At 60.9% G+C, this 11,545-nt stretch carries 11 protein-coding genes and 1 pseudogene; 2 read left to right on the top strand and 10 right to left on the bottom strand.

Annotated features, from left to right (window positions below; translation table 11 throughout):
- Positions 1-30: 30 nt before the first annotated feature.
- The 3 genes and pseudogenes from ACM6I6_RS25640 to ACM6I6_RS25650 all read right to left on the bottom strand — a co-directional run.
- Positions 31-1,395: an aspartate aminotransferase family protein gene (locus tag ACM6I6_RS25640; protein WP_274073624.1), complete on the bottom strand. Its 1,365-nt coding sequence runs from the start codon at positions 1,393-1,395 to the stop codon at positions 31-33.
- Positions 1,396-1,454: 59 nt separating this feature from the next.
- Positions 1,455-2,813 carry a glutamine synthetase family protein gene (locus ACM6I6_RS25645; protein WP_274073625.1) on the bottom strand — a complete coding sequence of 453 codons (1,359 nt, stop codon included), beginning with the start codon at positions 2,811-2,813 and terminating at the stop codon, positions 1,455-1,457.
- A gap of 125 nt (positions 2,814-2,938) precedes the next feature.
- A pseudogene (locus tag ACM6I6_RS25650) lies at positions 2,939-3,211 on the bottom strand (gamma-glutamyl-gamma-aminobutyrate hydrolase family protein); the annotation flags it as partial.
- Positions 3,212-3,489: 278 nt separating this feature from the next.
- Here ACM6I6_RS25650 and ACM6I6_RS25655 point away from each other — a divergent pair.
- Both ACM6I6_RS25655 and ACM6I6_RS25660 read left to right on the top strand, forming a co-directional pair.
- Positions 3,490-4,866: a glutamine synthetase family protein gene (locus ACM6I6_RS25655; RefSeq protein WP_274073626.1), complete on the top strand. Its 1,377-nt coding sequence runs from the start codon at positions 3,490-3,492 to the stop codon at positions 4,864-4,866.
- A 229-nt stretch (positions 4,867-5,095) separates the two neighbouring features.
- The gene (locus tag ACM6I6_RS25660) at positions 5,096-5,731 is read left to right on the top strand and encodes a TetR/AcrR family transcriptional regulator (protein WP_414920884.1); all 636 of its coding nucleotides are present in this window, start codon (positions 5,096-5,098) and stop codon (positions 5,729-5,731) included.
- 94 nt (positions 5,732-5,825) lie between these two features.
- Here ACM6I6_RS25660 and ACM6I6_RS25665 read toward each other — a convergent pair whose 3' ends face one another.
- The 7 genes from ACM6I6_RS25665 to ACM6I6_RS25695 form a co-directional block, all read right to left on the bottom strand.
- Entirely contained in the window at positions 5,826-6,041 is a 216-nt protein-coding gene (locus ACM6I6_RS25665) for a TOBE domain-containing protein (RefSeq protein ID WP_007967989.1), read from the bottom strand.
- Between the two features lie 33 nt (positions 6,042-6,074).
- The gene (ssuB, locus tag ACM6I6_RS25670; protein ID WP_406592315.1) at positions 6,075-6,881 is read right to left on the bottom strand and encodes an aliphatic sulfonates ABC transporter ATP-binding protein; all 807 of its coding nucleotides are present in this window, start codon (positions 6,879-6,881) and stop codon (positions 6,075-6,077) included.
- Positions 6,878-7,660 carry an aliphatic sulfonate ABC transporter permease SsuC gene (ssuC, locus tag ACM6I6_RS25675; RefSeq protein WP_274073629.1) on the bottom strand — a complete coding sequence of 261 codons (783 nt, stop codon included), beginning with the start codon at positions 7,658-7,660 and terminating at the stop codon, positions 6,878-6,880. The genes ssuB and ssuC overlap by 4 nt, the downstream gene beginning before the upstream one ends.
- Positions 7,661-7,668: 8 nt before the next feature.
- Positions 7,669-8,817 carry an FMNH2-dependent alkanesulfonate monooxygenase gene (ssuD, locus tag ACM6I6_RS25680; protein ID WP_166618582.1) on the bottom strand — a complete coding sequence of 383 codons (1,149 nt, stop codon included), beginning with the start codon at positions 8,815-8,817 and terminating at the stop codon, positions 7,669-7,671.
- A gap of 54 nt (positions 8,818-8,871) precedes the next feature.
- Positions 8,872-9,852 carry a sulfonate ABC transporter substrate-binding protein gene (locus ACM6I6_RS25685; RefSeq protein WP_414920885.1) on the bottom strand — a complete coding sequence of 327 codons (981 nt, stop codon included), beginning with the start codon at positions 9,850-9,852 and terminating at the stop codon, positions 8,872-8,874.
- An 89-nt stretch (positions 9,853-9,941) separates the two neighbouring features.
- The gene (gene ssuE / locus ACM6I6_RS25690) at positions 9,942-10,535 is read right to left on the bottom strand and encodes an NADPH-dependent FMN reductase (RefSeq protein ID WP_323607221.1); all 594 of its coding nucleotides are present in this window, start codon (positions 10,533-10,535) and stop codon (positions 9,942-9,944) included.
- A gap of 331 nt (positions 10,536-10,866) precedes the next feature.
- A complete protein-coding gene (locus ACM6I6_RS25695; RefSeq protein WP_274073633.1) occupies positions 10,867-11,505 on the bottom strand; it encodes a peroxiredoxin in 639 nt (212 codons plus the stop codon).
- Positions 11,506-11,545: the final 40 nt, after the last annotated feature.

The raw sequence follows: 11,545 nt of genomic DNA on the forward strand, positions 1-11,545 counted from the left end.
GTTTCATGCCTTGCGCCCAGAGCCTAGCACTTAGGCCTGCAACGCACTCAGGGTCAGGTCCAGGCACTTGCGCGCCTTGGTCACCAACTCATCGATTTCCGCAGGCGTAATCACCAGCGGTGGCGCGATGATCATGGTGTCGCCCACGGCACGCATGATCAGCCCGTTATCGAAGCAGAACTGCCGGCAGATCATGCCGACGCCCTTGCCTTCATAGCGCTTGCGAGTGGCCTTGTCCTGAACCAGTTCGATCGCCCCCAGCAGACCGACCCCACGAACTTCCCCTACCAGAGGATGATCGTTGAGTTCACGCAAACGTTTCTGCAAATACGGTGCCGTTTCAGCGTGGACGCGCTCGATAATTTTTTCATCGCGCATGATGCGGATGTTTTCCAGCGCCACTGCCGCGGCCACCGGGTGCCCGGAATAGGTGAAGCCGTGGTTGAAGTCGCCACCTTCGTTGAGCACGTCCACCACTTCGTCGCGCACGATCAGGCCACCCATGGGGATGTAGCCGGAGGTCAGGCCCTTGGCGATGGTCATCATGTCTGGCTTGAGGTCGTAGAAATCGCTGCCGAACCACTCGCCGGTACGGCCGAAACCGCAGATCACTTCGTCCGCCACGAACAGGATGTCGTACTTGGCGAGGATTTCCTTGATGCGCGGCCAGTAGCTGTCTGGCGGAATGATCACACCGCCAGCGCCCTGGATCGGCTCGGCAATAAAGGCGCCGACATTGTCCACGCCGACTTCGAGGATTTTCTCTTCCAGCTGGTTGGCCGCCCAGATCCCGAACTCTTCAGGGGTCATGTCGCCGCCTTCGGCGAACCAGTACGGCTGGGCGATGTGGACGATGCCCGGAATCGGCAAGTCGCCCTGTTCGTGCATGTAGGTCATGCCACCCAGGCTCGCGCCGGCCACGGTGGAACCGTGATAACCGTTCTTGCGGCTGATGATGACTTTCTTCTTCGGCTGGCCCTTGATCGCCCAGTAGTGACGAACCATGCGCAGCATGGTGTCGTTGCCTTCAGAGCCGGAACCGGTGAAGAACACGTGGTTCATGCCTTCTGGCGCGACATCGGCGATGGCCTTGGCCAGCTCCAGTACCGGCGGGTGGGCGGTCTGGAAGAACAGGTTGTAGTACGGCAGTTCGCGCATCTGCTTGCTGGCGGCATCGGCCAGTTCATCGCGACCGTAACCGATGGCCACGCACCACAGGCCGGCCATGCCGTCGAGGATCTTGTTGCCTTCGCTGTCCCACAGGTAGACGCCCTTGGCATTGGTGATGATCCGCGGGCCTTTCTCCTTCAGCTGCTTGAAGTCGCTGAACGGAGCCAGGTGGTGATCATTGCTCAGGGTTTGCCATTCACGGGTTTGCGGATTGTTGCTGGTCATACCAATCTCCTAAAAAATCCAGGTGAGAGCGCCACCCGACAACGGCGGCGCCCGGCGCATCAGACGGCAAAAAGCAGGAATTCCCGTTCCCACGAACTGATGACGCGCTTGAAGTTTTCATGCTCGGCCCGCTTGACCGCGACGTAGCCAGTGATGAAATTCTTGCCCAGGTAACGCTCGATGGTTGCGCTGTTTTCCATGCGCTCGAGCGCGTCTTCGATGGTCAGTGGCAGGCGCAGGTTGCGGCGCTCATAACCACGGCCCACCACCGGCGCGCTCGGGTTCAGGCCCTCGACCATGCCGATGTAGCCGCACAGCAAGCTCGCGGCAATGGCCAGGTACGGGTTGGCATCGGCGCCCGGCAGGCGGTTTTCCACGCGACGGTTCTGTGGCCCGGCATCCGGCACCCGCAGGCCCACGGTGCGGTTCTCTTCGCCCCACTCCACGTTCACCGGCGCCGAGGTGTCCGGCAGGAAGCGGCGGAACGAGTTGACGTTGGGGGCGAACAGCGGCAACAGCTCGGGAATCAGCTTCTGCAAACCACCGATGTGGTTGAGGAACAGCTGGCTCATGGTCCCGTCTTCATTGGAGAAGATGTTCTTGCCGGTCTCCATGTCGATGATGCTCTGGTGCAGGTGCATGGCGCTGCCAGGCTCGCCGGTCATCGGCTTGGCCATGAAGGTCGCGGCCACGTTGTGCTTGAGCGCGGCTTCGCGCATGGTGCGCTTGAACACCAGGATCTGGTCGGCCAGGGACAGGGCGTCGCCGTGACGGAAGTTGATCTCCATCTGCGCCGTGCCGTCCTCGTGGATCAGCGTGTCGAGGTCCAGTTCCTGCAGTTCGCACCAGTCATAGACGTCCTCGAACAGCGGATCGAACTCGTTCGCCGCCTCGATGGAGAACGACTGGCGACCGATTTCCGGGCGACCGGAACGGCCGACCGGTGGCTGCAACGGATAATCCGGGTCGTCACTGCGCTTGGTCAGGTAGAACTCCATCTCCGGCGCCACGATTGGCTGCCAGCCCCGGTCGGCATAGAGCTTGAGGACCTTCTTGAGCACGTTGCGCGGCGACAGCTCGATCGGGTTGCCCTGCTTGTCGTAGGTGTCGTGGATCACCTGGGCGGTCGGTTCGATGGCCCATGGCACCAGGAACACCGCGTTCTGGTCGGGACGGCAAATCATGTCGATGTCGGCCGGGTCGAGCAGCTCGTAATAGATGTCATCTTCGACATAGTCGCCGGTCACGGTCTGCAGCAGAACGCTCTCGGGCAGGCGCATGCCCTTTTCGGCGATGAATTTGTTGGTCGGCGAGATCTTGCCCCGGGTGATCCCGGTCAAGTCGGCGATCATGCATTCGACTTCTGTGATCTTGTGGTCTTTCAACCAATCGGTGAGCTGGTCGAGGTTGTTACTCATAAATGCCTCTAGGCTTTGAGTTTCCTGACTCTTGGGAGTCAGGCAGTAGTTGACGCATCGGCGTCGCGTTGAAATGCAAGTTTGCGCCAGGCTATCGTGCTTGTGTGTACTTCTGCGCATGACAGGCGTGCAGAATCGCGAGCGGTGCCCTGCACGAAGGCCGAGCCGCTATTGTGAATCGGTTCTATATTGAATGGAGTAACCGTAATGGGTGTGCCGTCGAGACCGTCCAGAATATCGGACGGGGTCGGTCGATCCGCCAGGGACGGGAAGATCACCGACAGGTCCGGAGCCGCTGCGGCCACGGCGCTGACGCAGGTGTCGCCACTGCTGTGATAAGCATACAGACCGATCTGCGAAGAGCAGGCGGTGACGCCGATTATCGGCAGGCGAGACATGAAGCACCCCGGTATTATTGCTGTTATGGGTTTGATTCGAGCTTAGCCTTGTTCATTTTTTTACACAACACCCCCGTAAAAAATACAACACGGCCCGCTCAAGCTTGCGGTGGTTAAACGGCCAAGGGCTATAAAAACGCCCCAAAGCGCCCCAAAAAAGCCACACGAGCGCTTTTTTAGGGCAAAAAAGGCCTCGCTTGACTTCGGCAAGCCGTTCGGGTTGACTGGAATCCGAAAAGATCAATGATTGATATTTTTAACAACAAAGGTGTTGCATCATGTCGGTACCCCCGCGTGCCGTTCAGCTTAACGAAGCGAACGCGTTCCTTAAGGAACATCCTGAGGTTCTGTACGTTGACCTTCTGATTGCGGATATGAATGGTGTGGTGCGCGGCAAGCGCATCGAACGCACCAGCCTCCACAAGGTTTACGAGAAAGGCATCAACCTGCCGGCCTCTCTATTTGCTCTGGATATCAACGGCTCCACGGTGGAAAGCACCGGCCTGGGCCTGGACATCGGCGACGCCGATCGAATCTGCTATCCAATCCCCGATACCCTGTGCAACGAGCCATGGCAGAAGCGCCCCACCGCGCAACTGTTGATGACCATGCACGAACTCGAAGGTGATCCTTTCTTCGCCGACCCGCGGGAAGTCCTGCGACAAGTCGTGACCAAGTTCGATGAAATGGGCCTGACCATCTGCGCCGCGTTCGAACTGGAGTTCTACCTGATCGACCAGGAGAACGTGAACGGTCGTCCGCAACCGCCGCGCTCGCCGATCTCCGGCAAACGCCCGCACTCGACACAGGTCTACCTGATCGACGACCTCGACGAATACGTCGACTGCCTCCAGGACATCCTGGAAGGTGCGAAAGAGCAAGGCATCCCGGCCGACGCCATCGTCAAGGAAAGTGCCCCGGCGCAGTTCGAAGTGAACCTGCACCACGTGGCCGACCCGATCAAGGCTTGCGACTACGCCGTACTGCTCAAGCGCCTGATCAAGAACATCGCCTACGACCATGAAATGGACACCACCTTCATGGCCAAGCCTTACCCGGGCCAGGCGGGCAACGGTCTGCACGTGCACATTTCGATTCTCGACAAGGACGGCAAGAATATTTTTGCCAGTGAGGATCCCGAGCAGAACGCCGCGCTGCGTCACGCGATCGGCGGTGTGCTCGAGACCCTACCGGCGCAGATGGCTTTCCTCTGCCCGAACGTCAACTCCTACCGTCGATTCGGCGCGCAGTTCTATGTGCCGAACTCCCCGTGCTGGGGCCTGGACAACCGCACCGTAGCGATTCGCGTACCCACCGGCTCCGCCGATGCCGTGCGTATCGAACACCGTGTGGCCGGCGCCGACGCCAACCCGTACCTGCTGATGGCTTCGGTCCTGGCAGGCGTGCACCACGGCCTGGTCAACAAGATCGAGCCGAACGCACCGGTGGAAGGCAACAGCTACGAGCAGAACGAGCAGAGCCTGCCGAACAACCTGCGCGATGCGTTGCGCGAGCTGGACGACAGCGAGGTCATGGCCAAGTACATCGATCCGAAATACATCGATATCTTCGTGGCCTGCAAGGAGAGTGAGCTGGAGGAGTTTGAACACTCCATCTCCGACCTTGAGTACAACTGGTACCTGCATACCGTTTAAGCGGTTGCAGTAATAAACAAACGCCGCCGGCTGTCATAAGCCGGCGGCGTTTCTTTATGGCCGCCTGCGGCGGATCGCCAGCAGGCTGGCTCCCACAGTTGATCTCCAGTGAACATAAAGTCTGTGTACACCGCAAATCCCTGTGGGAGCCAGCCTGCTGGCGATGGCGTCCTGGCAGACAACACACAACCTGACTCGTACAATGCCCCCTGCCCCGCAGGAGACTCCAATGACGCGCACCGCCACCTCTCGCAAACCCCGCGCCCGCAGCCAGGCCCGGATCGATTCGATACTCGACGCCGCCCGCACGCTGCTGGCCGCCGAGGGCGTGGCCAGCCTGTCGATCTACAGTGTCGCCGAACGCGCGCAGATCCCACCCTCCTCCGTCTACCACTTCTTCGCCAGCGTCCCGTCCCTGCTCGAAGCGCTGACCGCCGACGTCCACGCGGCCTTCCGCGGCTGCCTGCAAGAGCCCATCGACCATGGCGCCTTGAGCGGCTGGCGTGACCTGTCGCGACTGGTGGAGCAACGCATGCTCGAGATCTACAGCGAAGACGCCGCCGCCCGCCAACTCATCCTCGCCCAACACGGCCTGACCGAAGTCACCCAGGCCGACCGCCAGCACGACATCGAACTGGGCGACCTGATGCACAAGCTGTTCGACCACCACTTCGAGCTGCCGAAGCTGCCGAACGATGTCGATGTGTTTGCGCTGGCCATGGAGCTCGGTGACCGGGTGTATGCGCGCTCGGTGCAGCAGCATGGGCAGATCACGCCGCGCATGGCCGAGGAAGGGATGCGGGTGTTTGATGCGTACCTGGGGCTGTATTTGCCGCCTTACCTGCCAAAGCGCGTTGCGCTTTAAAAGATCGCAGCCTGCGGCAGCTCCTACAGAGGAATCCGTTCCCCTGTAGGAGCTGCCGCAGGCTGCGATCTTTTGACTTTAAAAACACCGGCGATCACAACTTGGCGATCGACACCTCGGTGGATTTCACGAACGCGATCACTTCGCTGCCCACCGCCAGCTCCAGCTCTTTCACCGAACGGGTGGTGATCACCGACGTGACGATCCCGGAAGCGGTCTGCACGTCGATTTCCGACAGCACATCGCCCAGAACGATTTCCTTGATCGAGCCTTTGAACTGGTTGCGTACGTTGATGGCCTTGATAGTCATGATATTGATTCCTGTCGTTGATTGAGGCTTGAGTTATTGAGCCCAACGCAACTGCGTAGGCAAGGGTGAAACAGGTTCCGGTTCCGGCGGTTGGCCGGGCAGTGACAGCACGCGGTTGAGCACTTGGGTTTCCAGCGCCGCCAGCCGATGGGAGCCGCGAACCCGAGGGCGCGGCAGTTCCACGTGCAGGTCCAGGCCGACTTCGCCGTCTTCGATCAGGATCACCCGATCGGCAATTGCCACCGCTTCACTGACGTCGTGGGTCACCAGCAACACGGTGAAGCCGTGCTGTTGCCAGAGCCGCTCGATCAGCTGCTGCATCTCGATTCGCGTAAGCGCATCCAGGGCGCCCAAAGGTTCGTCGAGCAGCAGCAAGCGCGGTTGGTGGATCAATGCGCGAGCCAACGCCACCCGTTGCTTCTGCCCACCGGACAGGGCCGCCGGCCACTCGTTGGCGCGATCCGCCAGGCCGACCGCTTCCAGCGCTTCCAGCGCCTTTGGCCGCCAGTTGCCCGTGAGTCCCAGGCCGACGTTGTCGATGATCTTTTTCCACGGCAACAGACGCGCTTCCTGGAACATCAAGCGAGTGTCTTCCCGCGCCTCACTCAGCGGCGCGGAGCCGGCCAGCAATTCACCACCGGTGGGCTGGTCGAGGCCTGCGAGCAAACGCAGCAAGGTGCTTTTGCCACAGCCACTGCGACCGACCACCGCGACGAACTGACCCGCCGGAATGTGCAGGTCGATCTCACGCAGCACCTGCCGCGAGCCGAAGGTTTTTTGCAGCTTGCGCACCGCCAGCGGAATTCCGCGCAGCAGGCGTGGAGGTTGTTGAGCCGTCATGCGGCACCTCCCTTGACGACCTGATAAGCCGGATGCCAGCGCAGCCACACACGTTCAAGTCCACGGGCGGCGAGGTCGGCCAGTTTGCCGAGCACCGCGTAGAGCAGAATCGCCAGCACCACCACGTCGGTCTGCAGGAACTCCCGGGCGTTCATCGCCAGGTAGCCGATGCCGGAACTGGCGGAAATGGTTTCCGCGACGATCAGCGTCAGCCACATGAAACCCAGGGCAAAACGCACACCGACCAGGATCGAGGGCAGCGCCCCCGGCAGGATCACCTGGCGGAACAGGCTGAAGCCGGACAGACCATAGCTGCGCGACATTTCCACCAACGCCGGATCGACGTTGCGGATGCCGTGATAAGTGTTGAGGTAGATCGGGAACAAGGTGCCCAGCGCTACCAGGAAAATCTTCGCCGACTCGTCGATGCCGAACCACAGGATCACCAGTGGAATCAACGCCAGGTGCGGCACGTTGCGGATCATCTGCACCGAGCTGTCGAGCAGGCGTTCGCCCCACTTCGACAGGCCGGTGATAAAACCCAGGGTCAGCCCGATGCCGCCGCCGATGGCGAAACCCAGCGCCGCGCGCCAGCCGCTGATTGCCAGGTGCGTCCAGATTTCGCCGCTGCGCACCAGGTTCACACCGGCTTCGATCACGGCAATGGGCGCCGGCAGAATCCGCGTCGACAACCAGCCCGCCGACACCGACAACTGCCACACCGCCAAGAGCAAGACTGGCAACGCCCAGGGCGCAAGGCTGTGAATGATCTTCTTCATGGCGCGCCTCAGCTCTGGGACGCGGCTTTAGGGAGAATGTCGTTGGCGACCATCTCGCCAAACGGGCTGACGTAGCCGGCGCTTTTCGGTAGCTCCGGACGTTCGATATCCAGGTGTGGGAACAGCAGCTCGGCGACGCGATACGACTCTTCCAGGTGTGGATATCCGGAGAAGATAAAAGTGTCGATACCCAGGTCCGCGTATTCCTTCACACGGGCGGCCACGGTTGGGCCATCGCCCACCAGCGCCGTGCCGGCACCGCCGCGTACCAGACCGACACCGGCCCACAGGTTGGGGCTGACTTCCAGGTTGTCGCGGTTGCCGCCGTGCAGTGCGGCCATGCGCTGCTGGCCAACGGAATCGAAGCGCGCCAGCGAAGCCTGGGCACGAGCGATGGTGTCGTCGTCCAGGTGCGAGATCAATCGATCAGCCGCTTGCCAGGCCTCGGCGTTGGTTTCACGCACGATCACATGCAGGCGAATACCGAAGCGCACGGTGCGCCCGAGCTTGGCGGCCTTGGCGCGCACCTGGGCGATTTTCTCGGCAACGGCCGCCGGTGGCTCACCCCAGGTCAGGACCATTTCGACCTGCTCGGCTGCGAGGTCTTGCGCCGCTTCCGACGAACCGCCGAAGTACAGTGGCGGACGCGGTTGCTGGATCGGTGGATAGAGCAACTTGGCGCCCTTCACGCTGATGTGCTGACCGTCGTAGTCGACGGTTTCGCCTTCCAGCACCCGACGCCAGATGCGGGTGAATTCCACCGAGGCCTGGTAGCGCTCTTCGTGGCTGAGGAACAGACCGTCGCCGGCCAACTCTTCCGGGTCGCCCCCGGTGACCAGGTTGAACAGCGCACGACCGCCGGACAGACGATCCAGGGTCGCGGCCTGCCGCGCTGCCACCGTCGGGGAAATGATCCCGGGGCGCAGGGCGACGAGGAATTTCAAACGCTGGGTCACCGGGATCAGCGACGCCGCCACCAGCCACGAGTCTTCGCAGGAACGCCCGGTGGGAATCAGCACCCCGCCGAAGCCCAGTCGATCCGCCGCTTGCGCGACCTGTTGCAGGTAACCGTGATCGACGGCGCGAGCGCCTTCGGCGGTGCCAAGGTAATGGCCGTCGCCGTGGGTAGGCAGGAACCAGAAGATATTGAGGCTCATGGAGTGGTCTCCTTGGGGGTTCGAATTTACTGGGCTTTGGTTACAGAGCTTTGGTTACTGAGCTTTGGTTACTGAGCTTTGGGCAACGGCCGCCGGTGGCGTCCAGATCACGTCTTTGATACTCAGCGGCTTGGGAATCAGCTTGAGCTGGTAGAAGCTGTCGGCGATTTTCTGCTGGGCGGCGACCACTTCCGGGGTCAGGAACAACGCGCCGTAGCCCTGGCGTTTCACCGAAGTCAGGGTGATGTCCGCCGGCAGGCCGAGCAGTGGCGAAACCTGTTTGGTCACGTCTTCAGGGTTGGCTTTGGACCATTCGCCGACTGCCCGCACTTCTTCCACGAGGGTCTTGATCACCTCAGGATTTTTCTGCGCATAGGGCTTGGTGGCGAGGTAGAACTGGTGGTTGTCGACGATGCCCTGGCCATCGCGCAGGGTGTGCGCTTGCAGCTGCTGTTCGGCGGCGGCCTGGTAAGGGTCCCAGATGACCCAGGCATCGACGCTGCCACGCTCGAACGCGGCGCGGGCATCGGCCGGCGGCAGGAAGACGGTCTGGATATCGGTGTATTTGAGCCCGGCGTCTTCCAAGGCGCGCACCAGCAGGTAGTGCACGTTGGAGCCTTTGTTCAGCACGATTTTCTTGCCCTTGAGGTCCTTCACCGATTTGATCGGCGAGTCCTTCGGCACCAGGATCGCTTCACTGTGCGGCGCTGGCGGTTCGTAGGCGACGTAGAGCAGATCCGCGCCCGCTGCCTGGGCGAACACGGGCGGGGTTTCGCCGGTGACGCCGAAGTCGATGGAGCCGACGTTCAGGCCTTCGAGCAGTTGCGGGCCGCCGGGGAATTCAGTCCATTGCACGTCGACGCCTTGGGCGGCGAGGCGTTTCTCCAGGGTGCCTTTGGCTTTGAGCAGCACCAGGGTGCCGTATTTCTGATAACCGATACGGAGTGTCTCGGCTTGAGCTTGAGTAATGGCGCCGAAGGTGACAGCCGCAGCAAACAGAGCGACCAGACCGCGACGCAAAATGACAGGGCGCATGGCGCTCTCCTTTTTGCAGTGGGGTTTTGGCTGCACCTGCTTGCCCGTTGGCGGGCGAGTAAGGCCAGTACTTCAAATTTCGATGAGGCTTAAATGCTCCAGCGAGCACTCAACAAACGATCATTCAACAGGTTCGGATCAAGCGGCCTGGGCCGTCGTGCCATGGCGCTGAAAAACAACTCCAGCGACTCGTCCAGTCGTTGCTCCAGCTCCGGCGCCAACTGCGCCAGGGCGCTGCCTTCGCCGTAGGCGATCTGGCTGTCGACGGCGAAAATCCCTTGCAGCAGCTCCTGGGCTTTCAATGCCGACAGCACCGGCTTGAGGGCATAATCCACCGCCAGCATGTGGGCAATGCTGCCCCCCGTGGCCATCGGCAGCACCACCTTGTGGCTCAGGGCGCGTTCGGGCAGCAGGTCCAAAACGGTTTTCAGGGCTCCGGAAAACGAAGCCTTGTACACCGGCGTGGCGATCAGCAGGCCATCGGCGTTTTCAATCTGTTGCAGCAGATCGACGACCTTCGGGCTGTCGAAGCGTGCGTGCAGCAAGTCTTCGGCCGGGAAGTCCCGTACCTGATAACTCACCACTTCCACGCCCCGCTCTTGTAACCAACGTCGGGAGCGATCCAGCAGCACCCCGGATCGGGAGCGCTGGCTGGGACTGCCACCCAGTGAGACGACCAGCATTGAGAGACTTCCTTAAACGGTGTTGGCGATTCGCGGCTTGCGATCTCGCTTTGATGGAGTGACCTTAACAGGTGATTTATATATCTATAAATCATATTTATTCATTTGGTTATTCGTTTAAGAGATATGCGAGTCAGTTTCTTCCAGGCAAAAAAACAGGCCGTTAAAACGACCTGAAATCCCCTGCTTTATGGATGCATTTCACTCTTGACACTGCGTTGCCTGACCGCCGTCTTCGCGAGCAAGCCCGCTCCCACAGGGAGTACGCGGTCACTGTGGGAGCGGGCTTGCTCGCGAAGGCGGCATCTGCCACAGCACAAAGCTCAATGACTCATTTGTTTGGCTGCGGCGTCAGGCGCAGGTACGGTTTCACCGCGCGATAGCCCTTGGGAAAACGCTGGCGGATTTCGTCTTCATCCTTGAGCGACGGCACGATCACCACCTCGTCACCGTCCTGCCAGTTGGCCGGGGTGGCCACCTTGTAGTTGTCGGTGAGTTGCAGCGAGTCGATCACCCGCAGGATTTCATGGAAGTTGCGCCCGGTGCTCGCCGGGTAGGTGATGGTCAGCCGGACCTTTTTGTTCGGGTCGATCACGAACAGCGAACGCACCGTCAGGGTGTCGTTGGCGTTCGGATGGATCAGGTCGTACAGGTCCGAGACCTTGCGGTCGGCGTCGTCGAGAATCGGGAAATTGACCAGGGTGCCCTGGGTTTCGTTGATGTCTTCGATCCACTTGTGGTGCGATTCCACCGGGTCGACGGACAGGGCGATGGCCTTGACCCCACGCTTGGCGAACTCATCTTTCAGCTTGGCGGTAAAGCCCAGCTCGGTGGTGCAAACCGGCGTGAAGTCGGCCGGATGGGAAAACAGCACACCCCAGCTATCGCCCAACCACTGGTGGAACTGGATAGCACCAGCGCTGGAATTCTGTTCGAAATCGGGGGCGATATCGCCGAGTCTGAGGCCCATGGTGCTGCTCCTTGTGAGTGCTTGATGAGCTCAACTGTGC

This window comes from Pseudomonas sp. IT-P218 (genome assembly GCF_949767605.1).
GTDB lineage: Bacteria > Pseudomonadota > Gammaproteobacteria > Pseudomonadales > Pseudomonadaceae > Aquipseudomonas > Aquipseudomonas putida_AE.